The following is a 26,764-nucleotide window of genomic DNA, read 5'->3' as shown; positions in this document are numbered from 1 at the left end:
GCGTGGCCTTCCACTCGCGCTTCGCCGGTCTCTGGCTTTCGCGGCAAAGCCAGTTTTAGCCGAACTTGTACACGTCATGCTGAACACATCGCCGTTTGGTGACGATTGTTGATACGCGGGCCATCCCGAGCGGACAATGAAATCGGCACCGCTCTCCAGAATATACTCCAGCCGCGACGGCCTCTCATTGGCGCGGGCACCAATGGCAATATCCCCGGTATGAACCGGAAAGTGCTTGTGGCTTTCACCACTATGCCCGCCGGTAACCTCAATGGTTTGGAATATGTCCGTACCCCGCAACGATAGTGCAATCGCCACGCCTGACCGAACTTTCCGGGTCCCATGACCGCTATTCCGTTGACCAATGAGGCAACCGAACGGTCATGTGACCAGATCTTGATCTTATCCGCCAAAAGCATCTGGCATGTTGTTTCCAGCCAGCTTGCACTCCCGCGGGGCCGCTTCAATACACCAACGTCATACAAACCGTGATCCCGGCAAACGCTGCGCAGGCCGAAGCGGACGACAGTGAATGGCCTCAGGACCTAAAATGCTGGCAAGCCGCAAAAATGACTGGGAGACCGCGACCTTCCGGCTGCGTTGGCAGGCACCGGCTTCCCGTGCGGCCACCCAAATGTCAACTACATCACCATGAACGGAAACAAGCCCGCTCCGGCCCTTTAACTCGGGATTGAAACCAGTCTTACGCCTTCCAAAACAGAGCAAGACTGATTTATGGATCGCTTAAGTTAGCGCCTGTGGGCGATCAGCCCCGGATCACTTTGGCGAATTGATCAAAGATCGGTTCATTCGAGCAGATCACTTCACCATCTTCCAGCGCGTTACCCTCGGGGTTCAGGGCCTGCACAAAGCCGCCAGCCTCTTTCACGATGATGATACCGGCGGCGACATCCCACGCGTTCAGGCGGCGTTCCCAGAAGCCTTCGTACCGGCCCGCAGCCACATATGCCATGTCAAGCGCCGCAGCACCCCAACGGCGCACACCGGCGCAAGCGGGCATCAGACGCGCCAGATCCTGCAGGGTTGCAGGCAGGTCAGAACGACCCCCAAAGGGCAGGCCGGTTGCAAAGATCGATTCTATCATGCGGTGACGCCCCGACACTCGAATTCGGGTGTCGTTCATCCACGCGCCCTCGCCTTTTTCGGCAAAGAACATCTCATCCTTGGCGGCGTCATAGATCACGCCGGCTACGATCTTGCCTTTGTGCTCCAGCGCGATGGAAATCGCCCAGTGCGGCAGGCCATGCAGAAAATTGGTGGTGCCGTCCAACGGGTCAACGATCCAGCGGCGGGTCGGGTCTTCGCCGTCAATGGAGCCACCCTCTTCAGCCAGCCAGCCATAGGTTGGGCGTGCGCCCAGCAACTCGTCCTTCAGGATGGCTTCGGCCGCGATATCGGCCTTCGACACAAAGTCACCAGCGCCCTTCATCGACACCTGCAGATTCTCGACTTCACGAAAGTCCTTGACCAAAGAACGCCCCGCCTTGCGCGCGGCCTTGATCATGATGTTGAGATTTGCACTGCCAACCATTGTAAAAAGGCTCCTGTCCGGTCAAACCGCGCGTATACTGCCGCAAGGCTTCCTTGCCAAGAGGAATGATGTGCATAACAGACCCGCAGAAAACGCCTCTACCGGGATTGCAGCTTGCGCGCCTCTTCGCGGGCCAGTTTTACCAGTTCCTGCACATAAGGCTTGTCCAGATCTTCTGATCGGACCGCTGCATAAAGGCGACGCGTAATCCCCTCTTTGGTCAGGGGGCGGGTCACATAGTCCGAGTTGTATTTGACCTCGCGCACGACCCAATCCGGCAGAACCGAGATGCCTCGGTTTGAGGCCACCAGAAGCAGGATGACAGCTGTCAGTTCCACCTGCCTGATCGAGGCGGGTTCGACCCGTGCAGGGATCAACAATTGGCTGAACACATCCAGACGTGTGCGTTCCACCGGGTAGGTGATCAGGGTCTGGCCTCGGAAATCCTCAGCCTCGACATAGGCTTTTTCCGCCAGTGGATGGGCTGATGCAGCGACAAAGACGGGGTTGTAGTCAAACAGCTCCACAAACTCGACACCCGGCAGGTCTTCGGGATCGGATGAGACCACCAGATCAACCTCTTCCTTCTGCAAGGCTGGCAGGGCGTCGAAGGCCAGACCGGGTCGGATATCGACATCCACGTCGCCCCAGGATTTCCTGAAGGATTCAAGAACCGGAAACAGCCATTCGAAACACGCGTGGCATTCGATGGCGATATGCATCCGCCCGGTACGCCCGTCCCGCAGCGATGAAAACTCATTCTGTGCCGCCTCGACCTGCGGCAGGATCTGCTCGGCCAACCGCAGCAGACGCAAACCGGCGGCTGACAGCTTCATCGGCTTTGAACGTCGCAGAAACAGCTCGACCCCGGCCTGATCCTCCAACCCTTTGATCTGATGACTCAATGCGGATTGAGTGATGTTCAACTGGTCGGCAGCGCGCGCCAACCCACCGCATTCATGGATCGCCTTGATGGTACGCAGGTGGCGGAATTCAATGTGCATCTCAAGTATCGTTCATGTTGTTGTTGAATAATATGAGTTTGTCTCACAATGCCCGTCATGGCACAAGATAGTCAGTTGATCCAGTGAGGCAGCCATGTCCAAACCCGAAATTTCATTCGAGTTCTTTCCGCCCAAAACTCTGGAGGCTTCTTTCCGCCTTTGGGATACGGTCCAGACATTGGCACCGCTGGAGCCCCGTTTTGTTTCCGTCACCTACGGTGCTGGCGGTACGACCCGGGAACTGACGCGCGACGCGGTCGCAACCCTGCATAAATCCTCTGGTTTGAACGTCGCTGCGCATCTGACCTGTGTTGACGCTTCGCGGCAGGAAACGCTGGAAATCGCCGACACATTCGCACGTGCGGGCGTGCAGGACATCGTGGCCCTGCGGGGCGACCCGCCAAAAGGGCATGATCGGTTCGTACCGCACCCCGAAGGCTTTAACAGTTCGATTGAGTTGATTGAGGCGCTGGCTGAAACCGAAATGTTCAGCATCCGTGTCGGGGCTTATCCTGACAAGCACCCTGAAGCCGCCGACATGTCAGCAGACGTGGACTGGCTGAAGGCCAAACTTGACGCGGGCGCTGACGAAGCGCTGACGCAATTCTTTTTCGAGGCCGAAACCTTCTTCCGTTTCCGTGATGCCTGCGCCAAGGCTGGTATCGACAAACCGATCGTTCCGGGCATTCTGCCGATAGAAAACTGGGCAGGTGCGCGCAAGTTCGCCAAAAGCTGTGGCACACATATTCCCGATTGGGTCGAACAAGCCTTTGAAAAGGCCGTGCGCGACGGGCGAGAGGATCTGCTGGCAACTGCGATCTGCACCGAGTTGTGCTCGGACCTGATCGAAGGTGGTGTGGACAAGCTGCATTTCTATACCCTCAACCGCCCGGAATTGACGCGCGATGTGTGCTTTGCCCTTGGAATTACGCCACAAGTCGATCTTCAAAACGTCGCCTGACAACTGAAAAATCCAATGATTCGCCCGGGTTACGAATTTTCCCGGGCGTTTTCCTTTTCTTATGCGTGACCTGTTTCACAGTCGTATCCGCGAATTCACACCTTTGCGGAACAATGGAATCTTCGCATCGCGATTGTTGTCAGCTTCCCTCTCAATCAACCATGAAATTTGACAAAACCATGCCCTCGGCAACACTAGGGCTGTGTAGTTTTTAATGAGTGTTTTGAGTATGGAACCTGTCGATAAGGTTAGGGCACGCACGGATGCCCTGGCAGATCTGGGCCTAAACCCGTCTGCCAATTCCAGTGAAATACGAGAGGCCTGGCGTCACATCGCCTTTCACACGCATCCTGATCACAAGGAAGGCGACAGTTCCGGGTTTTCGCGCGCCAAGGCAGCCTATGATTTTCTGCGCAAAGAAGGGCTGGCGACAAAGGGCGGTGCCGCTGCTGGCCCGCCGCAACCACGTCGGGCACGGTTGAAAAAACGTATCATCGAGCTTCCGCAAGAGGATATTGCCGCCTGTGAGGCAATGCTGAATCCGGGGCAAGTGCTGTCGCATATGAACAGTCAGCCTGGTATTCAACCCAAATGTGGCAGCGGTGTTGCTGACCATGTCCCCGACGCGGTCGGATGCTTTGGGCGACACCTGACCTACTTCGTCACGACACCGGTTAATCAGGGCGCAAATCGTGTGGCTTTGCCAACGACCGTTCTGACCAGTGCGCGGCACACCACAGCGGAAATCCTGAGCTTTCAATCCAGCGACACGGGCGCTGGGGAAGTCGTCATTCCCGATACGATCCGAGAACGCAAATTTCCGGGTGCCAAGAGCGTCAGGATCCGGTTTGACGCCGACCAGACGATACGGGATCAGTTCTGGCTTGCTGGCTGAACGAAAAAGCCCGGCTGGGTAAGCCGGGCTTTGTGCAATTTTGGCCGGGTCAGTTTGTCACCGGACCTTCCGAGGTAAATTTCGGGATCACGCTGGTCGAGGCGTCAGACGGCTCGATACCCGGCCAGTTGCCTTCAGCAAGGTTGATGTTGCCCGGAATGTCTTCTTCGAAGAACCCGACGACCACATCCGTGATGTTGAGATACAGCTTGTCGTCAACGATCCGCCACAAGTTCGGGTTTGCCGGAACCTTGCCACCGCGCGACACGCCATAGGCGCAGTGTCCATCATATTGCGGGGCATAATAGGCCGGGTTTTCCAGAAATTTGTCGCGGTTTTCCTCGGACGAGAATGCCCAGGTTGCACCATTGTATTCGGCAGTAATGCTGGCATTGCCACGCACGCCTTCGTGCTGTGGCTGACCTACCGGTACCTGATCCAGGTTGCGATAGGCGACAACATCATACCCCGAAACGGCAAACCCTGTGCCGTCAATATATTGCGGCCCGGCAAATGCCGGAACGGCCAGGGCCATGGCCGCAGCAAAGGTCAAAGCAAAGCGTTTCATGTAGTTTATCCTTTTCGTTCCAGCGGTATCGGTGACGCCGTGATGGCAGGTCTGGCAAAACAATATGCGATTCCCATTCTGTTCGTAGCCCTCCTCGCGCCGCTGTGACCCCTCTCGAGCAAACGTGAGAGTTTGGTCGCGGATTATTACAAATTATGCCGGAAAAGCTGGGTTGGACTCGGCGGATTGCAACACTACCTGTAAGACTGCATCGAACGCGGCCCGGATAAAGGCATGAAAGGCAAGAAATGAGCGACCAATCTTCGTATACCCCACCAGCAGTCTGGACATGGGACAGTGAAAGCGGCGGACAGTTCGCCAATATTAACCGACCTATTGCCGGCGCAACCCATGACAAGGACTTGCCGGTTGGACGTCACCCATTGCAGTTGTATTCCCTTGCCACGCCCAACGGTGTCAAAGTCACCGTTATGCTGGAAGAGTTGCTGGCATTGGGTCACGAAGGCGCTGAATACAACGCCTGGCTGATCAACATCGGCGAGGGCGACCAGTTCGGTTCAGGGTTTGTCGAGGTCAACCCAAACTCGAAAATCCCCGCCCTTTGGGATCGCTCTGGCGACAAGCCGGTTCGGGTGTTTGAAAGTGCCTCGATCCTGTTTCATCTGGCTGAGAAGTTCGGAGAGTTTCTGCCCGCGTCCGGGCCGGAACGGACCGAAGTCATGAACTGGCTATTCTGGCAAATGGGCAGCGCCCCTTATCTGGGCGGCGGGTTTGGCCATTTCTACGCCTACGCGCCCGAAAAGTGGGAATACCCGATCAACCGCTTTGCGATGGAGGCAAAACGCCAGCTGGACGTTCTGGACAGGGAACTGGCGAACAAGACCTATATCGCGGGCGAGGAATATACCATTGCCGACATGGCGATCTGGCCGTGGTACGGTCAACTGGTTCTGGGCCGACTGTACAGCGCGGCAGAGTTCCTTGACGCGGAATCCTACAAGAACGTGGTGCGCTGGGCCAAAGCGATTGACGCACGACCTGCGGTTCAGCGTGGCCGTATGGTCAACCGCGCCTTTGGCGAGCCGCACACGCAGCTTCACGAGCGTCACGACGCCAGTGATTTCGAAACACGCACGCAGGACAAACTGGAAGCTGCTGCGGAATAGCAGTGTCCCATCCTAGTGACACGCGGTGCATTGTGCGCCGCGTGTTTGCGTTTTGGCCGTTACTTCAGAATTGGCGGTTTCGCGGGATTGCTGCCCGGAACCTCGCGCACCAGATCTGCAACCTGCGGTTCGGGCAGGTCAAAGCGAAGTCCCGTCTTCGCCAGCAGCGCGGCAGCGGCGTCATCTGTGGCAAAGAACCCGACATCCATCGCCCCCGCTTCGATCCCCGAAAACGTCAACGCCTCAGAAGCAGCCTTGGCCAGCGCGGGCTCGGCCCCTTCGACCGCACCGACAAACCCCAGCAAATGACCCTGAGCGCCCGCTTCGGATTTCGTGGCGACCAGATAGGCCGCACTGGCAAGCCCGCCAGCAGTTGCCAGCTTTGCATCGAGGGCGGTCAACAGGCTGTCCGGCAGACCGGAGGGCGGCATGAACTCGGCTAGTTTTTCCTCGACCTCTTCGGGGCCATGCTGCAACGTTTCGGCCAGCCAGCCCAAGGCCTCGGCAGGCACCAGCATGGATGATGGCGCAGTTTCCAGGTTCAGGCCCAGCCCGATACCCTGCCCTGCCAGCATCCCCGACAACACACGCCCCGACAGCGCAACATAAGGCACAGGCCTCCCGGCAAACTGCGCCAATCGTTCCTCGCGGTCGAACGCCAACACAAAGCGCCCGTCGGCCACATCGAACACCTCGGGCGAGATGTTTTCGCCCATCGCTTCCTCGGTCAGCATCAAAAACAGCTCACTATCTGCAAGCCGTTCAAAAAACCGCAGACGGGCAGCATCGTTCTGCGGATCTGCCAGCATCGCGGCATGCGCCGTGTCCAACGCTGTGGTTTCAGTCATTCAGCACCTCTTGGACCCGCGCGCGCAGAACCGGCAGCAGTTCTGCCTCGAACCACGGGTTTTTCTTTACCCATGCCGTATTCCGCCAGGACGGATGAGGCAAGGCAAAGACCCGCGGCGCATGGTCCTGCCAGTTCCGAACGGTATCCGTCACCGACCCTCGCGCGCCCAGATGATATTTATGCGCATGACCACCGACCAACACCGTCAACGGCACCTGCCCCAGTTCCTGCATCACCCTGTCATGCCAGGTTTTGCCGCATATTGCGGGCGGAGGAAGGTCCGCGCCGCGGGCATCATAGCCGGGGAAACAGAATGCCATGGGCACAATCGACACAAGGTCACGATCATAAAAAACAGGTTCATCGACCCCAAGCCAGTGGCGCAGCCTGTCGCCGGACGGGTCAGTAAAGGGCTGCCCCGACTCGTGCACGCGCGCACCCGGTGCCTGCCCTGCGATCAGGATGGGTGTTCCGCGCCGAAACCAGACCACCGGGCGGGGTTCATGGGCAGTTTTGGTTTGCGCAAAGGACGCGGCGCACAGGCGGCACGCGCGGATTTCGCCATCTAAATCTTTCATCTTGTTGCAAAACCTCCCAAAGCTGTTTTGCAAGGATCAGGTGTGAAACCACATAATAAAGGTGCGGCAGATTACCAGAAGTGCAGCGGAATTGCCGACAATCGATCAGTTGTTTGAGGGGTCGGCAGCAACGCATTGAACATTTGTTTCATAATTCGACATAATGTAGCCAACATGGAACGGTAAAAACCATCCTTTCTGACCGCCTGAAAGCGCGGCGACACAACGGAAACGAGCAGCAGGCCCCGAATGCTAGAGTTCGACAATGTCAGCAAGTCCTTCTGGACCGGGACGCGCCGCAAGGTAATCCTGGACAGGGTCTCGTTCCGTGTCGAACTGGGCACGTCGCTGGGCGTTCTGGCCCCGAATGGTACTGGCAAAACCACGCTGATCAACATGATGGCCGGTCTGGAAAAACCCGACGAGGGTGTGATCCGCCGCGAATGCCGGGTCTCGTTCCCCATGGGTTTCACCGGGGGTGTAACCGGCAAGTTGTCGGCGCTTGAGAACGCGCGATACATCGCCAAGATTTACGGCATGGACCCGGACTATGTTGAGGCGTATTGCAAATGGCTCTGCGGTTTGGGTGAATATTTCGAACAGCCGCTGTCCACCTATTCTTCGGGGATGCGGTCACGATTCACGTTTTCTTTGATGCTGGCGCTGGATTTCGACATGTATCTTGTCGATGAAGGGATGCCAGCGTCTACAGATGTTGAATTCAACGAGAAGGCAGGGGCGATCCTGAAGGAAAGGTTGCGCACCACGACATTGGTGATCGTGTCGCACAGCCCGACTGTATTGGAAAAATTCGCTCAGCAGGCCGCCGTTCTGCTGGACGGGCAATTGTACATGTTTGACTCCTTGGAAGAGGCAAAGCAGCTATATGACTACGAAACCCAAGGTTAGAAAGTACAACTGGCGCAGCAATCGACAGGTGGACGATTCGGCCGAGGCGCGAGCGGATGCAATCTCGCGCATACGGGGCGCGACGCAAGGTCAGGCACCGGCGGCCGAGGCCCAGCCAGGCACGCAAATTGACGACATCAAGCGCGAAGGCCTGACAGGCCGCCAGTTGCGTATTGCGCGTAAACTCGCGCAGAAACACGGACTGGCAGCAACATCGGACTATGATGCGGTACGCTTGCTGCGCAAGAAAGGCATTGATCCGTTTCAGCGCACGAACCTTCTTGATCTTGCCGCGGCAAAGCCCTCGGGACAGGGCGACAGTTCAAAGGTCAAAGACAAGATCAGCATTCAGTTGCCGCAATCGGTAGGTGCAAGCACGCCAAACCTTCCGGGACCCGAGCTCAGCCCGGCTGAGCGGCGGAACCTTGAAATCGGTCAGATTCAGAAGGACATCGCGCGCCGACGCAGGCGTAAACTGTTTGGCCTGTTCGCGCGTCTGGCCGCCTTTGTGTTCCTTCCGACCTTTGTTGTGGGGTTCTATTTCTATCGCATCGCCACCCCGATGTATGCCAGCGATTCCGAGTTTCTGATCCTGCAAGCCGATGGCGGGCCGGGTTCCATCGGCGGGCTGCTCGCCGGGACGCAATTCGCCACCACGCAGGATTCAATCTCGGTTCAATCTTTCCTGGAATCGAAAGAGGCTTTGTTGCTGCTGGATCGGGACGCCGGTTTTTCTGATGTCTTCAAGCAGGAAGTGATTGATCCGATTCAAAGGCTATCACCCGACGCCACGCTGGAAGACGCATACAAGCTGTTCAAACGCATGATCACAATCGGGTATGATCCAACCGAAGGGGTCATTCGGATGGAGGTTGTTGCACCAGACGCACAGACCTCAACCGAGTTCTCGGAGCGTTTGATCTCTTACGCCGAAGATCGGGTGAATGCCCTGTCCGGCAAGAAGCGCGAAGACCAGATGCGCGACGCATTGGAAAGCTTTGAAGCGGCGCAGGAGGCGCGGCGGCAGGCGCAGGAGGAATTGATCGAGCTTCAGCTTCAAGGGGCGGTGCTGGACCCCGAGAATGTCATTGCCAGCCTGCGCGCCCGCATCAACGAGATCGAGATATTGGTGCAGGACAAAGAGCTTGAACTTGCCGCCCTGCAAGACAACCTGCGTCCGAACAAAGCCAAGGTCGACGGCGTCAAGGCTGACATTGCCCGGCTTGAAAAGGTGCTGGAACAACTAAATGCCGAGATGCAGGATGCTTCCGATGGCGAAAATTCGCTGGCGCGGTTGAGCGTGCGCATCCAGATCGCTCAGGCGGATCTGGCGGCACGGGACATGATGCTGCAAACGGCAATGCAGCAAATGGAATCGACCCGATCCGAAGCTAACCGGCAGGTGCGTTACCTGACCGTCTCGGTGAACCCGATCCCAAGTCAGGAACCCAGCTATCCGCGCAAGTTCGAAAATACGATTTTGGCATTCCTGTTGTTTGCTGGTATCTACCTCATGATCTCGCTTACCGCGTCGGTCCTTCGTGAACAGGTATCCTCATAAGACTCATGAAACATGTAAAAATCTCCGACCTGACAGTCGGCAACGACCTTCCGCTGACCATCATTGCAGGCCCTTGCCAGCTTGAAACGGCAGACCACGCACAGATGATTGCTGGCAAGATGAAAGAGGCCTGCGATGCAGCCGGCGCGCAATATGTCTTCAAGGCATCTTATGACAAGGCGAACCGGACCTCGCTGTCCGGCAAGCGCGGCATGGGCATTGATGCGGGGTTGCAGGTTCTGGACAGTATCCGCAAGACAATGGGCATACCGGTCCTGACCGATGTTCATACCGAAGCGCAGTGCGCCATAGCTGCCGAGGCAGTAGATGTCCTGCAAATCCCGGCGTTTTTGTGCCGCCAGACGGATATGCTGCTGGCTGCGGGCAATACGGGCGCAGTGGTTAATGTGAAAAAGGGTCAGTTTCTTGCGCCGTGGGAGATGCCCAATATCGTGTCCAAGATCGAAAGCACAGGCAACACGAATATCCTGCTGACCGAACGTGGCACTTCGTTCGGCTATAACACGCTGGTGGCTGATATGCGGTCCCTGCCGCAAATGGCCCAAACCGGATACCCGGTGGTGATGGATGCGACCCATTCCGTGCAGCAACCGGGTGGAAAAGGTGGCTCCTCGGGCGGGCAACGCGAATTTGCACCGGTCATGGCACGCGCCGCCGTGTCGCTGGGTATTGGCGCGGTGTTCATTGAAACACACCAGGATCCGGACAATGCCCCTTCGGATGGGCCCAACATGATTCCGTTGGATCAGATGCCCCAACTCATTGACACTTTGATGCGCTTCGATGCGCTGGCCAAAGCTGATCCTATTCAGATTTAACGACTGAGACTTGTTATGACCAAACCAATTCCCGAGGTAACACCAAACACCTGGAGTTTTCTGCGCGACGCGATGATCAAACCCACCGGGTTTCGCGAATATGACGCCCGCTGGAAATATCCGGAAGAGATCAACCTGCCAGGCATGACGGCGCTTGGCCTTGGACTGGGTACCCAAATGCGCAGGCGCGGGATCGAGCCCGTGATCGCAGTAGGAAACGATTATCGTGACTATTCACTGGCGATCAAAAACGCCCTGATCCTGGGATTGATGCAGGCCGGTATCCGCGTGAAAGACATTGGCCCTGCGCTTAGTCCAATGGCCTATTTCGCACAGTTTCATCTGGATGTACCGGCCGTGGCGATGGTTACGGCCAGCCACAATCCAAACGGCTGGACTGGGGTCAAAATGGGCTTTGACCGCCCTTTGACACACGGCCCCGACGAGATGTCTGAATTGCGCGACATCGTTCTAAACGGCGAAGGTCAGACGCATGAGGGTGGATCTTGGGAATTCGTCGAGGGCGTGAAGGAAGCGTATATCGACGACCTCGTCGGTGATTTCAAAGTGTCCCGCCCGCTAAAGATTGTCTGCGCAACCGGAAACGGCACCGCTTCGGCCTTTGCGCCCGAAATCTTCGAACGGATGGGGGTTGAGGTCGTCCCCAGCCATAACCGGCTGGATTACACTTTCCCGAATTACAACCCGAACCCCGAAGCGATGGAAATGCTGCATGACATGGCGGCAACGGTAAAATCCAGCGGTGCCGATCTGGCACTTGGGTTTGACGGTGACGGTGATCGTTGCGGCGTCGTCGATGATGAAGGTGAAGAAATCTTTGCCGACAAGGTGGGTGTGATCATGGCCCGCGATCTGGCCAAGCTGCACCCCGGATCGACCTTTGTCGCAGATGTGAAATCTACCGGCCTGTTTGCAAGCGATCCCGAGTTGCAAGCCCTTGGCGTCAAGGCAGATTACTGGAAAACCGGCCACAGCCACATGAAACGGCGCGTCAAGGAAATCGGTGCGCTGGCTGGGTTCGAAAAGTCGGGCCACTACTTTCTGGCCGAACCGGTCGGGCGCGGTTACGACTGCGGAATGCGCGTCGCGGTCGAGATCTGCAAGCTGATGGACCGCAACCCGGATCAAAGCATGTCCGACCTGCGCAAGGCGCTGCCCAAGACCTGGTCGACGCCCACGATGTCACCTTATGCTGCAGATACCGAAAAATACGATATCCTGCAGCGTCTGGTCGACAAGCTCGTTGCCAAGGGAGATGCGGGCGAAACACTCGCAGGCCGTGCGATCAAAGAGGTCGTTACGGTGAACGGCGCACGTGTCATTCTGGACAATGGCAGCTGGGGGCTGGTGCGGGCTTCATCCAACACACCCAATCTGGTGGTCGTCTGTGAAAGCAGCGAAAGCGAGGCTGAGATGCGGGCGATCTTTGCCGATATCGATGCGGTGATCAGAACCGAACCCGGTGTTGGCGATTACGACCAGACCATCTGAAGAAAACTGCTTGGGGCATATCTGATTGCCCCAAGCGCAACACTTGCTCAGTTGCCGCCAAACAGTTTGAGCAGCCCTTTCTTCGCCTCTTCTTCAAGCTTGTTCTTAAGCGCATCTTCGATCTGATCGCTGTCCGTGATGGTAGTATCCAGCTCGTTTCCAACCTTTTCGAAAACTTTCTGTTTCGCGTCGTTTTCCAGCTCCTTGACCTTCACATCTGCCGCTGCTTCGATGACCTTGGTCAGATCCGGCTTGATTGACGGGTTGCTCCACGGGCCAACGATACGCACAGGCACCGATATGCCCTGCCCCGAATTGGCCCGCAAAGCTACGGGCGTGAACAGATAATCGATATTGCGCGCACCCAGACCCACGATCCCCTGACCATCGGCACGGAAATTCTTGAGCGACATAAGCAGATCGTTATTCGTCAACACACCCTGATCGATGGTGAAGCTGGCCGACAGGCTGTTGAACACAGTCGTCCCGCCTGATCCGGTCCCCTGCCCCATAAGTCGATCCAGATCGAAACCGGATATTACCCCCGTCCCGACATCCAGATTTCCCTTACCGCTGAGAGAATGCATAATCTGATCCTCAGACTGACCTACACCCAGAAACTCAACGGTTCCTGCCGCGCTTCCCGACAGGCGTTCGACCCCGGCCAGTGTCGACAACGCCTGTTTCAGATCAATCTCACTTGCCGTCACCTTGCCGCCCACGGACAGGCCATTGCGATTGTTGGCAACCACCTGCCCATTCAACTGACCCGAAAACAACGTCGCGGGATGCATGGCAAGAACCGCCCGCGCGCGATCCAGTGTCAGTGTCAGGTCACTTTTCCCAAACGTCATGCCGGGAACGGCGATTGAGTTGGCCGTCAGGCGAATATTGCCATTTGCCAAAGCCAGAGCGGATGCGTCGATTGGGTCTTTTGACCAGCCTTCTTGCACTGGTGAGGCAGGTTGAGACGCGCCACCCGGCCCGGAGCTGGTTTCGGCTATCTTCGACAGGTCCAGATCGCCCGCATCCAGGCGTGCGACGATCTGAGGAGGATCAGAAATGGTGATATCCGCCTCTCCGACAAACCGGTTGCCATCCAACTGCGCTGTCATGTTCCGCAGGGAAATCCGACCGTCCCGCGTATAGGTCATTCGCGCAGAGATATCGGCAACGTTACCCAATCCCGACGGCACAACCACACCAGCCTGACCGAAGGCCGCCAGCATCTTTTCCGTATCTCGGGTGATGATCTTTGTGGTCCCGTCCATTTCTCCGGCCAGATTGACTTGGCCGTCAAATCCGATCTTGCCGCCCGGCGCAGCCAGAGCCAGTTCAAGCGCGGTTACGGATCCCGCGGCAAAAGCTGGCAAGTCCGGGATCTTCAGATCGACCTGAACAGCACCTCCGGGTACAGGCATTGATGCCTCCATTACCATCGGTGCAGTGACCTGCGGCCAACTGGCCGACAAGGTTACATCCGGAAAATCCATCTGCGTGGCGCCATCTTCCACATAAATCAACCGCGCGTTCGTAAGCTGCAACTCTTCCAAAGTTACGACCGACGATGCGCCGCCCGGAACCGTCCCCGCAGACGGTGTGGCAGTGGCGGTGGTCACAGGCGCGCTCAGCTCCCAGTTTCCACGCCCTTGCGAACGCTCCAGCCGCAGCACCGGGTTTTCCGCGAAAACGCGTTTGATCCGCAGATCCCCATTCAAAAGCGCAGCAGCATCCACGCCCACGGCAAGGCTATCAGCGCTCAGCATCGGCTCTGGCCCGGCCCAGCTGACGTTCCCAAAACGCACCGGCCCGGTTTCCATACCAAGTACCGGCCAGAACGACAGGCGCACATCGCCGCTCAATGTCAGTTCGCGCCCTGTCTGGGCTTTGACCTGCTCGGCCAGAATCGTGCCAAGCTTGTCGCCGGGCATCAGCAATAGCGCGCCAATGACCAGCCCAACCACCGCCACAACAATAAACAGGATGCGTATCAGCCATTTCATGATCTGCTCTCCGCCATTTGGCTTGTCTTTACCGCGATCATTCAAATCGCACGTCACATTTGCAAGGGGAAGCTTTCCCCACTATATGCCGCGCCATGACGACAAACCCGCCAAACCTCCGCCCCGACCTTGCTCCGGCCGCCCGGATCACCGAGACACCCCGTTCAAACCAGCCGACGATCGGCATGGTGTCGCTGGGCTGTCCAAAAGCTTTGGTCGACAGCGAACGCATTTTGACCCGGCTTCGTGCCGAAGGATACGGCATTTCGCCCGATTATGCCGGAGCCGATGCCGTCATTGTGAACACTTGCGGGTTCCTCGACAGCGCCAAGGCGGAATCGCTGGACGCGATCGGAGAGGCACTGGTTGAAAACGGCAAGGTCATCGTAACCGGCTGTCTGGGCGCAGAACCGGATTACATTCGCGAACACCACCCCCGCATCATGGCGGTCACCGGTCCGCATCAGTACGAACAGGTACTGGATGCGGTTCACGCCGCCGTTCCCCCTGACCCTGACCCGTTCGTCGATCTGCTGCCCGCCAGCAGCGTTCGACTGACCCCCCGCCACTACAGTTATCTGAAAATCTCCGAGGGCTGTAACCACAAATGCAAGTTCTGCATCATCCCCGACATGCGGGGAAAACTGGCCAGCCGTCCGGCCCATGCGGTTCTGCGCGAGGCGGAAAAGCTGGTCGAAAATGGCGTGCGTGAACTGTTGGTGATCTCGCAGGATACTTCGGCCTATGGGCTGGATCGGAAATACGATGTGAACCCGTGGAAAGACCGCGAGGTGCGCAGCCACATCACCGATCTGGCCCGAGAACTGGGTCAGATGGATGCCTGGGTACGGCTGCACTATGTCTATCCCTATCCGCATGTGCGCGAGTTGATCCCGCTGATGGCGGACGCCGGGTCCAACATACTGCCCTATCTGGATATCCCGTTCCAGCACGCCCACCCGGATGTTCTGAAACGGATGGCCCGCCCCGCCGCAGCGGCCAAAACTCTGGACGAAATTCAGGCCTGGCGCGTAATCTGCCCCGATATCACCCTGCGTTCGACCTTTATCGTTGGCTATCCCGGTGAGACCGAGGCCGAATTCCAAACCCTGCTGGACTGGATGGACGAGGCGCAACTGGATCGTGTCGGCTGTTTTCAATACGAAAACGTGGATGGTGCGCGCTCAAACGACCTGCCTGATCATGTTCCGGCCGAAATCAAGCAAGAGCGGTGGGATCGCTTCATGGAAAAGGCTCAGGCCATTTCAGAAGCCAAGTTGCAAGCTAAAGTCGGACAAACGCTTCAAGTAATCGTTGACGAAGTGGATGACGAAGCCGCCACCTGCCGCACCAAATCGGACGCGCCCGAGATCGACGGTAACCTGTTCATTGACGAGGGCTTCGAAGGCCTCAAACCCGGCGATATCGTCACGGTCGAAGTGGACGACGCGGGGGAATACGATCTGTGGGGGAAACCCGTTTGACGCCAGTAACCTGCCCATAATGCCCTCGGGTGAATAGTTACCCCGTACAGCGCAGGTAGAAAAAAACCGCCATGAATGGCGGCGATAATTCCTGAAAATGGTGCAGGCGGTCCGCAATCAGACCGCCTGCGATAAGCTTACTGAGAAACCGGGTTGCAGACAGTCTGACCTGCTTCGGTTGTTGCCAGTTCATAGCCTGCCGAGCAGCTGGCCGAGCCATACTTGTCGTAGTCGGGTTGTACGTAAACAGGGGTCGGTTCTTCCTGCTGCGCACAAGCAGTCAGGACCAGGGCAAATGCGCCAACGGCTGCAAGTTTCAGTTTCATGTCCGTCAATCCTCTATTACTTTTCTGATATTGCCCAGCTTTTCGGGGCCGCCATCAGAATAAGGGTTGAACGGCAATCTGGCAACAGCATCAATCACATCATTGTGAGACAGAGCGATTACATGCCAGTTGGAAGCCCAAATAACGATCCTCGCGGCAAATTAGCTACCTTTTTGTCTGCATCGTCCTAAACTGTGCGACGTTTCAGCCAAAGACGGAGAAGCCACATGTCAGACACACCCGTTATTGCCCAGAAAACCCCTTTTTCAGTCGAGGTTGTCGAAGGGAAAACCTATTTCTGGTGCGCGTGTGGAAAATCGAACCGCCAACCCTTTTGCGATGGCTCACATAAAGGCAGTGGGTTCGAACCGGTGAAATACACGGCCGAGACCAGCAAAAAGGTCTTCTTTTGCGGGTGCAAACACAGTGCAAACGCGCCGCTATGCGATGGAACGCACAAAGACCTTTGATCAACCTTTTAATCTGTTCAGTGTCTCTGAATTTGCACAGAAATCCGGGGCCGTGTCCGCTGGATGCTGCCGCTGAGCCAGCCAGCTGGTGCATTGCGCATCACAACCCGATGCGCGACAGCGCGTGACCAGTTCGGCGTATTCTTCGGGCGACAGCCGCCCTTCGGCCATGGCTTCGCTCAGTGAAATTCCCATGCTTCGCGAGACAGAGCGCGTCAACCAAAAGTGCTTTTCGACCTCACCCAGAATATCACGAGGCATCACGCGTCCTCCGCTTGCAAAGCTTTGATGGCCTTGAAACGCTCACGGTTCGGGCATGTGCATGGGGCATGATCAATCTGTTCGCGCCGTTCCAGCCACTCTGGGCAGGTTCTGGCCCAGGCACAGCCTCGGCATTGCTGCACGATCTCGGCCCAATCCTCATGTGTCAGGTGACCGTCCCGATAGGCTGCGGCCAGGTCGGTTCCTGTGACCTCGCCCATCCGCAGTACCAGGCGCAGGTGGGCCATGATTTCACCGAGACGTGGCATGGCGAACCTGACAGTTAAGGCATCAATTTGTGCAGTAACTCCTGGTTACGGCAATATTCAGGTGTCCGCCCAGCGGTCGCCATTTTCTTAAGCAGATCCTGACAATGATCCGGGTTCGGACAATCGGTACATCGCAGAACTGCGTCAGAAATCTGGTCGACAGATAGCTTGCCGCCAATGGCTGCTTCCTCAAGATCGATGTCCAGCATTCTGGCCATATCGTCCACCAATCCGGCATGAAGCCGCAAGGACTCTCGGGTGGGCATGCTATATCCTTTCCCTTTCGCGCTTTACGAAATCCTAGCGCATCCGGAAGGTCAGACTTTGATACAGGTCAAGATTGGACGCCGATGTGGTCCAGATAGGCCCGGGTTGCATCCTGAACGCGGCGAAAGCGGTCCCCACCCAGCTTTTTGCCTCCGTACCAGCGGGTGACGATGATCACGTGATTGTCCAGCCCTGCACGCTCGATCATCCGCAGGATTACCATACCGGCCCCGCTTTCCCCATCATCGGCCTTCAGCGCGCCGGTCGGCAAGGAGGCGGCCCACGTGTTATGTGTGGCCTTGGCATAAGATTTATCGGACTTCAGTTGGTCCAAAACCGCGTCAACTTCCGCGCGTGATACCACGCGCGCCCCGGAAACCGCATATTTCGACCCGCGATCCGTCAAAATCACGCCAAGGCGCACAAGATCGGTCATTGCGTCAGTCCCAGTTGCGTCGCGGTTTCAAGCACGATGTGAACGCGCTGCGCATTTGGCGGGTGGGTGCCCAGAAACCTGTCGCCGGGATCCGGAATCCGGTCAAAGAACTTCGCCCCAACCAGCGGGTTGTAGCCCGCATTATGTGTAATGATCGTGCCCATCTGGTCAGCCTCAAGCTCAAAATCCTTCACATAAGCCTGAACACCAACCTGCGCCCCAACTTTCTGGGCCTCTTCTATGTCGGCGGCGTCGCCCCCGCGCAGCTTTTCCGCCTTTCCGAACTCAGTTGCGCTTGCGCTGGCATTTTCGCTTTGCCGTGCGATGTGCCCCAGCACGTGATGGGCCGCCTCGTGCCCCATGACAAAAGCCAGTTCGTCTGCATTTTGTGTGGAGCGGATCATCGCAAGTGTAAAGATTATGGTGGGTTGCTTCTGGTCGTCCAATGTCTGAAACGCATTGGCCGGCGCACGTGGGTTCAGATCAACGAGAATCCGGAAATCGCATTTCTGAAGCCTTGATTGTTTCAAACACTGGCTGCGAGCCTCGGCCCCAATGTTCTGGCTGACTTCGCGAAAGGTCTGAGCCATGGTTTCGGACTCCGGCCCTTCACCCAGCCAATCCGCGGCGGGTTGCACGCGCAATGCACCTTCCGCACAGGCCGCAAGCAGCAGGGGAAGCACCAAAACAAAGCGTCTGCGCATGTTACATCCTTCGGCTCGGTCTGACCGTGATTTCAACATAGTACGTGCTGTTCAGAGTGACCACACAATGCTTTGAAACGAACGTCTTGCATTGCGCGTCGACGGCTTGCACTCTGTCCTTATGTTTTCGATTGAGCATGAATTCGACTCGACGGTCATAACGCTTGTGGACGAAGGTGAAAAACCTTTGCAAGAGGATGTTGTGATCAACAATTTCGCCGAATGCGTCACGCTGGAACAGTTTGATCCGCGAACCGATCAGGTGCAAAAGATCACCTTGTCGCCCGAACAGGTCCGCGATCTGGCCGCAGCGCTGGACCTGCCCGAGGGGGTTTACCAGATCCGTGAAACGGGGCCTTAGGGCACATAGACAAACACCTTGTTGCGCGCGGTTTGCCCCTGCTTGAGTGTCAGTGTCGAAGGGGCAACGCCAAGACATTTCGCAAGGATCACCTGAACCGCATGGTTGGCTTTGCCGCTGTCAGGCGGTGCCGTGACAAATACCCTGATCTGCCCGTCTTTCACGACCACCCGGTCGCACGCGGCCTTGGGTGTAACTTTCAGATGAAACGTTGCCCCGGCGTGCGCCTGCGCGCTGAGATCCGGCAGATCTCGTAGTTTGGATTTCGCCATTGTCGCCCTTTCCCTCAATAGTCTTGCATGATGGGCGGTGGAATGAAATTGATCCACGCGATCCGTCGCCGCGCCCTTGAAACCCTCGGCATGCCGACCAAGATACAGAGACGTGATGTAAAGGAAGTTAACATATGTCCATGAAAAACCCCGCTGCTCTGGAGTTTTTGCAGTCGCGCCGGTCCCGACCCGCCAAGACACTGGTTGCCCCGGCTCCGACACGGGACGAATTGCGCCCCCTGCTGACCGCCGCCGCACGCAGCCCCGATCACGGAAAACTGGAACCCTGGCGATTTATCGTTCTGGAACAGGGGGCCATGGCACGGTTGGCAACCCTGACCGAGGCCTGCGGGCAACGGCTGAACAAAAGTCCGGAAGACATTGCAAAAGCGCGCAGCCAGTTCGACATGGGGCATCTGGCCGTAGCCGTGATCGAAGTACAAAAACCGTCCGAGAAAATACCCGCGATCGAACAAACCTATTCTGCGGGCGCGGTCTGTCTGGCCCTGCTGAATGCCGCGCTGGCCGCAGGCTGGGGCGCAAACTGGCTATCGGGTTGGCAAACCCATGACCACGACTTCTGCGTTGACGCCTTTGGGCTTGCCGACAACGAACGTGTCGCCGGGCTGATACATATCGCCACCGAGGGAACAGCACCACCCGAACGCCCGCGGCCCAATGTGGCAGCCTTGACGGAATGGATCACAGAATGATCATCCTGAACGCCTTTTTCAGCGCGCTCGGCCAGATCGGAGACCCCAAATTCCGCGCCGTTCTGCTGCGCGGTGTAGGTTTGACCATCCTGTTGCTGGGTCTCGCCTGTGCGGGTGCGATCAGGTTGATCAACTGGTTGTCGGGCAGTGAAATCTCGCTGCCATTTGTCGGAGCTGTCCCGTGGCTGAACGACGTTCTGAACTATTCAGGTATCGTTCTCGTCCTGATCCTGCCTGTTTTCCTGATGGTACCGGTGGCGTCAGCCATCACATCGATCTTTCTGGACGAGGTGGCACAGGCGGTCGAGGACAAGCACTTTCCAGACTTGCCACCTGCACGACGCATCCCGGTGTCAGAAGCCCTGTTGGACGGCCTCAGCTTTCTTGGCGTGCTGATTGTCGCAAACCTGCTGGCGCTGATCCTTTATGCGATCTTCACTCCGTTTGCGCCCTTCATCTTCTGGGCCATGAACGGGTTCATGTTGGGGCGGGAATACTTCACGCTGGCTGCAATGCGCCGGATCGGGCGGGATGGCGCACGCCAACTGCGGGCCAGGCATTCGACCACGATCTGGGTCGCCGGAACGCTGATGGCCATTCCGCTGTCGATACCGCTGTTGAATCTGGTGATCCCGATCCTTGGCGCGGCGACATTCACCCATATTTTTCATGCTGTGTCAGGCCAAAAGGTCTGACACAGATTAGCGCGGCTCCAGTTGGTTCAGCCAGTCGAAGTCCCGCACTGAAATCACACCAGATATGATGATCCCGGCAATGATAGCCCACAAAACCACAGCAATGGCGGTGGTGATCCACATCTTTGCCTTCAGATGATGGACTTCCGGCGCACCTGCATGGGTGCCCGGAACGATATCGTTAAGGTCACCCTGAGTTTTGATGCGAATGGGCAAAACCACTAGCAACGTCATGAACCAGATGACGGCAAACAGCACCAATGCAGCAGTAATGGTCACTTCAGCCCCTCCGGGTTTTGCGGATCATACCTGTTCCAGCTCGACAAGGCAGCCGTTGAAGTCCTTGGGATGCAAGAACAACACCGGCTTGCCATGCGCGCCGATCTTGGGCTCCCCCGACCCCAGAACACGGGCACCGGTCGCTTTCAAATGATCACGGGCGGCGATGATGTCTTCGACCTCATAGCATACGTGATGAATACCGCCTGCCGGGTTCTTTTCCAGAAACCCGTTGATCGGGCTGTCGTCGCCCAGCGGGTACAAAAGTTCGATCTTGGTGTTGGGCAGTTCGATGAACACAACCGTGACGCCATGATCCGGCTCGTCCTGCGGCGTGCCGACCTTGGCGCCCAGCGCATTGCGGTACTGTTCGGATGCCGCCTCAAGGTCGGGTACGGCGATGGCAACGTGGTTCAGACGCCCAATCATGTCTCACTCCTGATGTCCTGCGTTGCGTGGGTTATGGGGGCTGCTCTGCAAAAGGACAAGTGCGCCAAATCGCGCGTTAACGTCGTATTAGCCAGAAGTTCCTAGCGTGAAGCATCTGCTGGATAGGAGAGCTGCCATGGACGATTCGGGCCTCATTGCCACCACCGCCGCCACGCCCACCGCAACGCGGCCCTTGCTGGGACAGACAATTCTGGTTGTTGAAGACAGCCGATATGCCTGCGACGCGATCCGCCTGATGTGCCTGCATAGCGGCGCACGTATCCGACGCGCTGACTGCCTGAAATCGGCGCGGCGACACCTGCAGATCTATCGCCCCTCGGTCATTCTGGTCGATATGGGCTTGCCCGACGGGTCCGGAGCTGACCTGATCGCCGAACTGGCCGAAGCTTCACCACGGATCAGCGTGATCATGGGCCTGTCGGGCGATGACGCTACCGAAGGTCTGGCGTACGCAGCCGGAGCGGATGGATTTCTGTCCAAGCCGATAAAATCATTGTCTTATTTTCAAAAGTCCATTCTGGAGCGCCTGCCCGAAGATCGACGCCCAAGCGGGCTCCACTCGGTTCGAGACGAAGTCATCCGCCCCGACCCGATGGCTTATCAGGACGACATGGCCCATATCGCCGATGTCCTTACCGGGCCCAACGATCATCGCACATGGGATTACGCTGCCCAGTTCCTGCAAGGGGTCGCACGAGAAGCCGATGACAGACCGTTGGCAGAAGCCACCCGAAAGCTGGCGCTGTCACGGGCGAACGGCGCACCGATCACAGCGCAGGCAGCGCAGGTCGCCGGCATGGTGCAGAACCGCCTGGAACAGAGAAAGGCGATTTGACGTGATTGCAGCTTATTTCATCACTGCAACACTTCTGTGCATCTGGGCCTATCGCCAAACACGGCAGACTGCACGCTCAATTCGTGTCAACCGAGGCGATTTGAACAACCCACTGGACTGACCCGCGAATACGCACCGGCACCAAAATGAAACCGCCCGCTGAATGCGGGCGGCCGTTGTTCAGTCCTGCGGGATGAGGCGCAAGCCCAGTTCCATCAGCTGATCTGACGTCGGGTCTGACGGCGCATGCATCATCAGATCTTCGGCCCGCTGGTTCATAGGGAACATCATGACCTCGCGGATATTGGCCTCATCCGCCAACAACATCACGATCCGGTCGATCCCAGCAGCGCAGCCACCGTGCGGCGGCGCACCGTAGTGGAAGGCGTTGAACAGAGCGCCAAAGCGGGATTTCACTTCATCCTCGCCATAGCCTGCCAGTTCAAAGGCTTTCAACATGATCTCCGGCTTGTGGTTCCGGATCGCACCCGACACCAGCTCATATCCATTGCACGCCAGGTCATACTGATACCCGCGCACATCCAGCGGGTTGCCCTGTAGCGCTTCCATGCCGCCCTGCGGCATCGAGAACGGGTTGTGCTCAAAGTCGATCGCGCCGGTTTCTTCGTCTTGCTCGTAGATCGGGAAATCAACGATCCAGGCAAAGGCAAAGCGGTCTTTCTCGGTCAGGCCAAGCTCGTCGCCGATCACATCGCGCGCCTTGCCTGCAACCTTTTCAAAGGCTTTCGGCTTGCCGCCCAGGAAAAACGCCGCATCGCCGACACCCAGACCCAGTTGCTGACGGATAGCCTCGGTCCGCTCGGGGCCGATGTTCTTGGCCAGCGGGCCCGCAGCCTCCATCCCTTCGCCCTGATCGCGCCAGAAGATGTAGCCCATACCGGGCAGACCCTCTTTCTGGGCAAAGGCGTTCATGCGGTCACAGAACTTGCGGCTGCCACCGGTTGGCGCGGGGATAGCGCGAATTTCGGTGCCTTCCTGTTCGAGCAGCTTTGCGAAAATCGCAAAACCAGACCCACGGAAGTGGTCAGAGACCACCTGCATTTTGATAGGGTTCCGAAGGTCGGGCTTGTCCGTGCCGTACCACAGAGCCGAATCCTTGTAGGAAATCTGCGGCCAGTCCTGATCGACCTTGCGGCCACCGCCGAACTCTTCGAACACACCGGTCAAAACGGGCTGGATCGTGTCGAACACGTCCTGCTGCTCGACAAAGGACATCTCGAGGTCAAGCTGGTAGAAATCGGTGGGCGAGCGGTCGGCGCGTGGGTCTTCGTCGCGGAAGCAGGGCGCAATCTGGAAATACTTGTCGAAACCTGACACCATAATCAGCTGCTTGAACTGCTGTGGGGCTTGCGGCAACGCGTAAAACTTACCCGGATGCAGGCGCGACGGCACAAGGAAGTCACGCGCGCCTTCGGGCGAGGATGCGGTGATGATCGGCGTCTGGTACTCGCGGAACCCCTGATCCCACATACGCTTGCGCATGGAGGCCACCACGTCCGAGCGCAAGGTCATGTTGCGCTGCATCGCCTCGCGTCGCAGGTCGAGGTAACGATAGCGCAGGCGGGTTTCCTCGGGGTATTCCTGATCGCCGAACACCATCAGCGGCAGTTCCTCGGCGGCCCCCAGAACTTCCAGTTCGCGCACGTAAACCTCGATCTCGCCGGTGGGCAGTTTCGGGTTCACCAGTTCGGCGGCACGCGCCTTGACGGTTCCGTCGATGCGGATGCACCATTCGGAACGCACCTTTTCAAGCGCAGCAAAAGCGGCGCTGTCGCCGTCACACAGGATCTGGGTTACGCCGAAATGGTCGCGCAGGTCGATGAACAGGACGCCCCCGTGATCTCGGACCCGATGCACCCAACCGGACAGGCGAACGGTTTCACCGACATTAGCGGCGGTCAGTGCGGCGCAGGTGTGGCTGCGATAGGCGTGCATGGATCATATCCCTTCGGGCGCAGAATTCGTCGCGCCGATACACCCTGTCAGGCCCGGAAAGTCAAGGCGGGTCGCCCTGTCAAAACGGCCTTTGCACGTTGCCTGAGTAGAAATAGACACCCAGCCCGACCGCAAAGATGATATTGCCCGCAATCGCGTGCAGCAGCACCGCGTAGAAGAACGAACCGCGCTGCCTGTAGGCCCATGTAAACAGCAGCCCGCCCGCAAATGTCATGAGGGCGACAATCCAACTCCAATACATCAGATGCGCGAACGAGAAGATGGCAGCATTCAGCACATAAGCCGCGCGCCCTTCCGGCAGGATCGCGTGATAGCGACGGAAGAACAGTGGGCGGAACAGAAGTTCCTGTGGCAGTGCAGACAAAACAGGATAACCGATCCAGATAAACGCCAGCATCTCAGGGCGGTGTACCAGCAGAAAAAACGCGGCGTCGGGGCGTGTCACCTGAATCAGCCCAACGCAAAACACGGACATGAAAGCGGTAAACAGCACAACTTCGCGAAGCGACCAGTTGGCCCAATCATAGCGCAGCTCGGCCCATTGAAAGCCCTGTGTCCAATGCAGCAGCATGATCCCCAGCCCGGTCAGGGCAAACAGAGCCGGAAACATCCAGTTCGGTGGAAGCAAAACCGCGATGATCAGCGGCAGGACAACATAGAACAGGCCGAACTCAACCCTTAACCGCGGCAATGCAACTGGCGGTCCGACCATCGCGCTGTCTTTGGTCACGTGTCTATCAGCTCCACCCGGATCAGCCCGCGCAATGAATTGCCCATGTAGGCAGTTTGTGCATTTTTCAGGTCGCTCAAGGTCAGCACGGCCTCAGACACCGTTCCTTTATCCAGTAATTCTTCGCGCAATATGCCAGGCAACAGACCGCTGGACAGCGCAGGTGTTAGAATACGACCGTCCTGCTTTTCGACGAAAAGGTTGCTGATGGTGCCCTCACACAGCTCATCAAGCTCATTCAGGAATAGCACCTCGTCTATGCCATCCGTTAGCGCGGCGCGAGTATCGTCATAAAGGGCGCGGCGGCTTGTCTTGTGACGCAGCCAAAGATCATTGGAAGCCAGTCGATGATCAGACAGGGCGATGCGCCAGACCGGAGGGTTGCTGGCCAGAACCCCGGTGGTCAATTCGAATGCACCCGATGCGTCCAGTGTAAGGCGGCACCGCAAGGGGGTGTCGCCCAACGCGCCATCCAGCGCGGCGGTCGCTGAATCCGGGTAAAAGGGAAGGCCAAAGGCCGCAGCGGTTCGGGCCATGCGCGCAAGGTGACGGTCTTTTCGGACAAAGCCCTGACCTGGCCGAAACGCCAGTGTTTCGATCAGGCGGAAATCAGGCTCAGCTGGCGGGCGAAGCGGGCTTTCCATAGCGCCTCCTCATATTCTGCCGGGGCGGTGCTGTCCCAGACAAGGCCCCCGCCCACGTTCAGGGTGGCCTGATCGTCTTCCAGCATCAGCGTACGGATGGCCACGTTGAACTCGGACCGGCCATCAGGCGCGGCCCAGCCGATGGTGCCACAATAGATGTCGCGCGGCCAGGGTTCCAGCCCGGCCAGAATTTCCATGGCGCGAATTTTGGGGGCGCCCGTGATCGAGCCGCAGGGAAACAGAGCCGTCAGTATATCGCTGAGCCCTGCGCATTTGAGCAACTGGGCACGGACAAGTGAAACCATCTGATGCACTGTCGCATAGGTTTCCACCTTGAACAGTTCAGGGACATGAACGGAACCGGGCAACGCGACACGGCTGATATCGTTGCGCAGAAGATCGACGATCATCAGGTTTTCCGCCCGGTTCTTTTCGTCCGTGGTCAGAAACGCCCGGCGCCGCATATCCTCGTACGGGTCTTCGCTGCGCGGCTGGGTGCCCTTCATCGGTCGAGTCTCGATCTTTCCATCCGCGTCTGTGCGGAAGAACAACTCTGGCGAGCGGCTGAGCAAATCCGGCAACCCGACCTGCTGCACCAGCGCGCCATGCCCAACGGGCTGCCCCGCTGCCAGTGCCGCATAAAGGGTTTCACTGCTGCCCGAGACGGTCAGGTCAATCGGAAAGGTCAGGTTCGCCTGATAGATATCACCGGCACCGATGGCATCATGCACCACTTGAAAGGCTTCGCCATAGCGCGCCTCGTCCCAGCTCGGCTGAAACGCGCGCACCTCGCCTGCGGGTGTCGGTAAAGAAACCCGATCCGGCGCGCCGTAAACTCCAAAGCACAACAAGGGAAGCCGACGCGAGTCCCGCAAAAGATTGATCAGCCGAGGTTCAAGCACATATCCCAGTTCATAACTGGCATAGCCAGCCAGCCAGGCCCCGCCCGCGCGCGCCTCATCCAGCGCCGCCAGAGCCTGGGGCACGTCCTCCGCCGTATCCGCGCGGATAATCCGAGACGGGCGCTGAAACCGGGTTCCGCGACCGGCTGGTCCCTGATCAAAACGAATACGCAACTGCATCCTCTTTTGCCGTGAAGGGCGATATAGAGAATACTCTGGCAGGGGAAAGGGGGGAAAGCGGCAATTTCGCTTCTGTTTCCGATACCCCTTGAACCTTTCTGCGTGGTCCCTATAACGCACGACAATTTGGGCGCTTGGGCGGCGCCCGCG

32 protein-coding genes are annotated in these 26,764 nt (G+C 57.7%); 13 read left to right on the top strand and 19 right to left on the bottom strand.

The genetic code is table 11. The features are described 5' to 3' along the window. Positions 1-766: 766 nt before the first annotated feature. Entirely contained in the window at positions 767-1,552 is a 786-nt protein-coding gene (locus AC2FPW_RS21670; RefSeq protein WP_480773747.1) for an inositol monophosphatase family protein, read from the bottom strand. Between the two features lie 98 nt (positions 1,553-1,650). Beyond that, positions 1,651-2,556: a LysR family transcriptional regulator gene (locus AC2FPW_RS21665; protein WP_480482174.1), complete on the bottom strand. Its 906-nt coding sequence runs from the start codon at positions 2,554-2,556 to the stop codon at positions 1,651-1,653. A gap of 94 nt (positions 2,557-2,650) precedes the next feature. Between AC2FPW_RS21665 and metF the strand changes: the two genes are divergently transcribed. Then, positions 2,651-3,517, top strand: a complete 867-nt coding sequence (gene metF / locus AC2FPW_RS21660) for a methylenetetrahydrofolate reductase [NAD(P)H] (protein WP_480519088.1) — start codon at positions 2,651-2,653, stop codon at positions 3,515-3,517. A 229-nt stretch (positions 3,518-3,746) separates the two neighbouring features. Continuing rightward, complete coding sequence (locus AC2FPW_RS21655) at positions 3,747-4,412, top strand: DnaJ domain-containing protein (protein WP_267364348.1); 666 nt, start codon at positions 3,747-3,749, stop codon at positions 4,410-4,412. 49 nt (positions 4,413-4,461) lie between these two features. Here AC2FPW_RS21655 and AC2FPW_RS21650 read toward each other — a convergent pair whose 3' ends face one another. Then, positions 4,462-4,980 (bottom strand): YHS domain-containing (seleno)protein, encoded by a 519-nt coding sequence (locus AC2FPW_RS21650; RefSeq protein WP_496815342.1) that lies wholly within the window; start codon positions 4,978-4,980, stop codon positions 4,462-4,464. 248 nt (positions 4,981-5,228) lie between these two features. On the opposite strand from AC2FPW_RS21650, the gene yghU reads away from it, so the two are divergent. Then, the gene (gene yghU / locus AC2FPW_RS21645) at positions 5,229-6,107 is read left to right on the top strand and encodes a glutathione-dependent disulfide-bond oxidoreductase (protein ID WP_480505973.1); all 879 of its coding nucleotides are present in this window, start codon (positions 5,229-5,231) and stop codon (positions 6,105-6,107) included. A gap of 59 nt (positions 6,108-6,166) precedes the next feature. Here the strand turns inward: yghU and AC2FPW_RS21640 are convergent, their stop codons facing one another. Both AC2FPW_RS21640 and AC2FPW_RS21635 read right to left on the bottom strand, forming a co-directional pair. Continuing rightward, positions 6,167-6,955: an SseB family protein gene (locus AC2FPW_RS21640; RefSeq protein WP_496753498.1), complete on the bottom strand. Its 789-nt coding sequence runs from the start codon at positions 6,953-6,955 to the stop codon at positions 6,167-6,169. Next, complete coding sequence (locus AC2FPW_RS21635) at positions 6,948-7,535, bottom strand: uracil-DNA glycosylase family protein (protein WP_267364354.1); 588 nt, start codon at positions 7,533-7,535, stop codon at positions 6,948-6,950. The genes AC2FPW_RS21640 and AC2FPW_RS21635 overlap by 8 nt, the downstream gene beginning before the upstream one ends. Before the next feature lie 249 nt (positions 7,536-7,784). Here AC2FPW_RS21635 and AC2FPW_RS21630 point away from each other — a divergent pair, with 249 nt between their 5' ends. Genes AC2FPW_RS21630 through AC2FPW_RS21615 form a run of 4 tightly spaced genes read left to right on the top strand, consistent with a single transcriptional unit; the run spans position 7,785 to position 12,356 of the window. Then, on the top strand, positions 7,785-8,444 hold the full coding sequence (locus AC2FPW_RS21630) for an ABC transporter ATP-binding protein (RefSeq protein ID WP_209504732.1): 660 nt from the start codon (positions 7,785-7,787) through the stop codon (positions 8,442-8,444). Then, positions 8,422-10,005, top strand: a complete 1,584-nt coding sequence (locus AC2FPW_RS21625; RefSeq protein ID WP_496815340.1) for a KpsE/RkpR family capsule polysaccharide export protein — start codon at positions 8,422-8,424, stop codon at positions 10,003-10,005. The genes AC2FPW_RS21630 and AC2FPW_RS21625 overlap by 23 nt, the downstream gene beginning before the upstream one ends. A 5-nt stretch (positions 10,006-10,010) precedes the next feature. After that, positions 10,011-10,844 carry a 3-deoxy-8-phosphooctulonate synthase gene (gene kdsA / locus AC2FPW_RS21620; protein WP_267364357.1) on the top strand — a complete coding sequence of 278 codons (834 nt, stop codon included), beginning with the start codon at positions 10,011-10,013 and terminating at the stop codon, positions 10,842-10,844. Positions 10,845-10,859: 15 nt separating this feature from the next. Next, positions 10,860-12,356 (top strand): phosphomannomutase/phosphoglucomutase, encoded by a 1,497-nt coding sequence (locus AC2FPW_RS21615; RefSeq protein WP_267364358.1) that lies wholly within the window; start codon positions 10,860-10,862, stop codon positions 12,354-12,356. Between the two features lie 47 nt (positions 12,357-12,403). On the opposite strand, the gene AC2FPW_RS21610 is transcribed toward AC2FPW_RS21615, so the two are convergent. Further along, positions 12,404-14,359: an AsmA family protein gene (locus tag AC2FPW_RS21610; RefSeq protein WP_496815338.1), complete on the bottom strand. Its 1,956-nt coding sequence runs from the start codon at positions 14,357-14,359 to the stop codon at positions 12,404-12,406. Positions 14,360-14,454: 95 nt separating this feature from the next. Between AC2FPW_RS21610 and rimO the strand changes: the two genes are divergently transcribed. Continuing rightward, a complete protein-coding gene (gene rimO / locus AC2FPW_RS21605) occupies positions 14,455-15,843 on the top strand; it encodes a 30S ribosomal protein S12 methylthiotransferase RimO (RefSeq protein ID WP_496815336.1) in 1,389 nt (462 codons plus the stop codon). A gap of 137 nt (positions 15,844-15,980) precedes the next feature. Here the strand turns inward: rimO and AC2FPW_RS21600 are convergent, their stop codons facing one another. Beyond that, positions 15,981-16,169, bottom strand: coding sequence for a hypothetical protein (locus AC2FPW_RS21600; protein ID WP_209504738.1), 189 nt, complete (start codon positions 16,167-16,169; stop codon positions 15,981-15,983). Positions 16,170-16,396: 227 nt separating this feature from the next. Between AC2FPW_RS21600 and AC2FPW_RS21595 the strand changes: the two genes are divergently transcribed. Beyond that, positions 16,397-16,639 carry a CDGSH iron-sulfur domain-containing protein gene (locus tag AC2FPW_RS21595; RefSeq protein ID WP_480773753.1) on the top strand — a complete coding sequence of 81 codons (243 nt, stop codon included), beginning with the start codon at positions 16,397-16,399 and terminating at the stop codon, positions 16,637-16,639. Here AC2FPW_RS21595 and AC2FPW_RS21590 read toward each other — a convergent pair whose 3' ends face one another. From AC2FPW_RS21590 to AC2FPW_RS21570, 5 genes are all read right to left on the bottom strand, one after another. Continuing rightward, entirely contained in the window at positions 16,640-16,900 is a 261-nt protein-coding gene (locus tag AC2FPW_RS21590) for a DUF6455 family protein (RefSeq protein WP_480539282.1), read from the bottom strand. Further along, on the bottom strand, positions 16,900-17,169 hold the full coding sequence (locus tag AC2FPW_RS21585) for a DUF6455 family protein (protein ID WP_496815333.1): 270 nt from the start codon (positions 17,167-17,169) through the stop codon (positions 16,900-16,902). The genes AC2FPW_RS21590 and AC2FPW_RS21585 overlap by 1 nt, the downstream gene beginning before the upstream one ends. Before the next feature lie 14 nt (positions 17,170-17,183). Continuing rightward, complete coding sequence (locus AC2FPW_RS21580) at positions 17,184-17,435, bottom strand: DUF6455 family protein (RefSeq protein WP_267366457.1); 252 nt, start codon at positions 17,433-17,435, stop codon at positions 17,184-17,186. Between the two features lie 68 nt (positions 17,436-17,503). Next, positions 17,504-17,872 (bottom strand): YigZ family protein, encoded by a 369-nt coding sequence (locus AC2FPW_RS21575; RefSeq protein WP_267366455.1) that lies wholly within the window; start codon positions 17,870-17,872, stop codon positions 17,504-17,506. Further along, a complete protein-coding gene (locus tag AC2FPW_RS21570; protein ID WP_496815331.1) occupies positions 17,869-18,576 on the bottom strand; it encodes a M48 family metallopeptidase in 708 nt (235 codons plus the stop codon). The genes AC2FPW_RS21575 and AC2FPW_RS21570 overlap by 4 nt, the downstream gene beginning before the upstream one ends. Before the next feature lie 121 nt (positions 18,577-18,697). On the opposite strand from AC2FPW_RS21570, the gene AC2FPW_RS21565 reads away from it, so the two are divergent. Continuing rightward, positions 18,698-18,937 carry a DUF8831 family protein gene (locus tag AC2FPW_RS21565; protein ID WP_267364243.1) on the top strand — a complete coding sequence of 80 codons (240 nt, stop codon included), beginning with the start codon at positions 18,698-18,700 and terminating at the stop codon, positions 18,935-18,937. Here AC2FPW_RS21565 and AC2FPW_RS21560 read toward each other — a convergent pair. Beyond that, positions 18,934-19,209 (bottom strand): DUF167 domain-containing protein, encoded by a 276-nt coding sequence (locus tag AC2FPW_RS21560; protein ID WP_480553946.1) that lies wholly within the window; start codon positions 19,207-19,209, stop codon positions 18,934-18,936. The genes AC2FPW_RS21565 and AC2FPW_RS21560 overlap by 4 nt on opposite strands. A 134-nt stretch (positions 19,210-19,343) precedes the next feature. Here AC2FPW_RS21560 and AC2FPW_RS21555 point away from each other — a divergent pair, with 134 nt between their 5' ends. Beyond that, positions 19,344-19,922 carry a nitroreductase family protein gene (locus AC2FPW_RS21555; protein WP_496815329.1) on the top strand — a complete coding sequence of 193 codons (579 nt, stop codon included), beginning with the start codon at positions 19,344-19,346 and terminating at the stop codon, positions 19,920-19,922. Continuing rightward, positions 19,919-20,617, top strand: a complete 699-nt coding sequence (locus AC2FPW_RS21550; RefSeq protein WP_496815327.1) for an EI24 domain-containing protein — start codon at positions 19,919-19,921, stop codon at positions 20,615-20,617. Before AC2FPW_RS21555 ends, AC2FPW_RS21550 begins: the two co-directional genes overlap by 4 nt. 6 nt (positions 20,618-20,623) lie before the next feature. Here AC2FPW_RS21550 and AC2FPW_RS21545 read toward each other — a convergent pair whose 3' ends face one another. Next, on the bottom strand, positions 20,624-20,896 hold the full coding sequence (locus AC2FPW_RS21545) for a DUF1467 family protein (protein ID WP_267364249.1): 273 nt from the start codon (positions 20,894-20,896) through the stop codon (positions 20,624-20,626). 24 nt (positions 20,897-20,920) lie between these two features. Further along, positions 20,921-21,325, bottom strand: coding sequence for a methylmalonyl-CoA epimerase (mce, locus tag AC2FPW_RS21540; protein WP_496815325.1), 405 nt, complete (start codon positions 21,323-21,325; stop codon positions 20,921-20,923). Positions 21,326-21,461: 136 nt separating this feature from the next. On the opposite strand from mce, the gene AC2FPW_RS21535 reads away from it, so the two are divergent. Beyond that, positions 21,462-22,181: a response regulator gene (locus AC2FPW_RS21535; protein ID WP_496815324.1), complete on the top strand. Its 720-nt coding sequence runs from the start codon at positions 21,462-21,464 to the stop codon at positions 22,179-22,181. A 180-nt stretch (positions 22,182-22,361) separates the two neighbouring features. On the opposite strand, the gene aspS is transcribed toward AC2FPW_RS21535, so the two are convergent. From aspS to AC2FPW_RS21515, 4 genes are all read right to left on the bottom strand, one after another. Next, on the bottom strand, positions 22,362-24,137 hold the full coding sequence (gene aspS / locus AC2FPW_RS21530; protein WP_480546128.1) for an aspartate--tRNA ligase: 1,776 nt from the start codon (positions 24,135-24,137) through the stop codon (positions 22,362-22,364). Positions 24,138-24,216: 79 nt separating this feature from the next. Beyond that, complete coding sequence (locus AC2FPW_RS21525; RefSeq protein ID WP_496815323.1) at positions 24,217-24,888, bottom strand: CPBP family intramembrane glutamic endopeptidase; 672 nt, start codon at positions 24,886-24,888, stop codon at positions 24,217-24,219. Then, a complete protein-coding gene (locus AC2FPW_RS21520; RefSeq protein ID WP_496815322.1) occupies positions 24,885-25,532 on the bottom strand; it encodes an aminotransferase class IV family protein in 648 nt (215 codons plus the stop codon). The genes AC2FPW_RS21525 and AC2FPW_RS21520 overlap by 4 nt, the downstream gene beginning before the upstream one ends. Next, on the bottom strand, positions 25,487-26,614 hold the full coding sequence (locus AC2FPW_RS21515) for an aminodeoxychorismate synthase component I (protein WP_496815320.1): 1,128 nt from the start codon (positions 26,612-26,614) through the stop codon (positions 25,487-25,489). Before AC2FPW_RS21515 ends, AC2FPW_RS21520 begins: the two co-directional genes overlap by 46 nt. Positions 26,615-26,764: the final 150 nt, after the last annotated feature.

This window comes from Ruegeria sp. SATB027 (assembly GCF_059613825.1).
The sequence above is the reverse complement of the archived record's forward strand: the minus strand, read 5'-3'. Positions and strand labels throughout refer to the sequence as shown.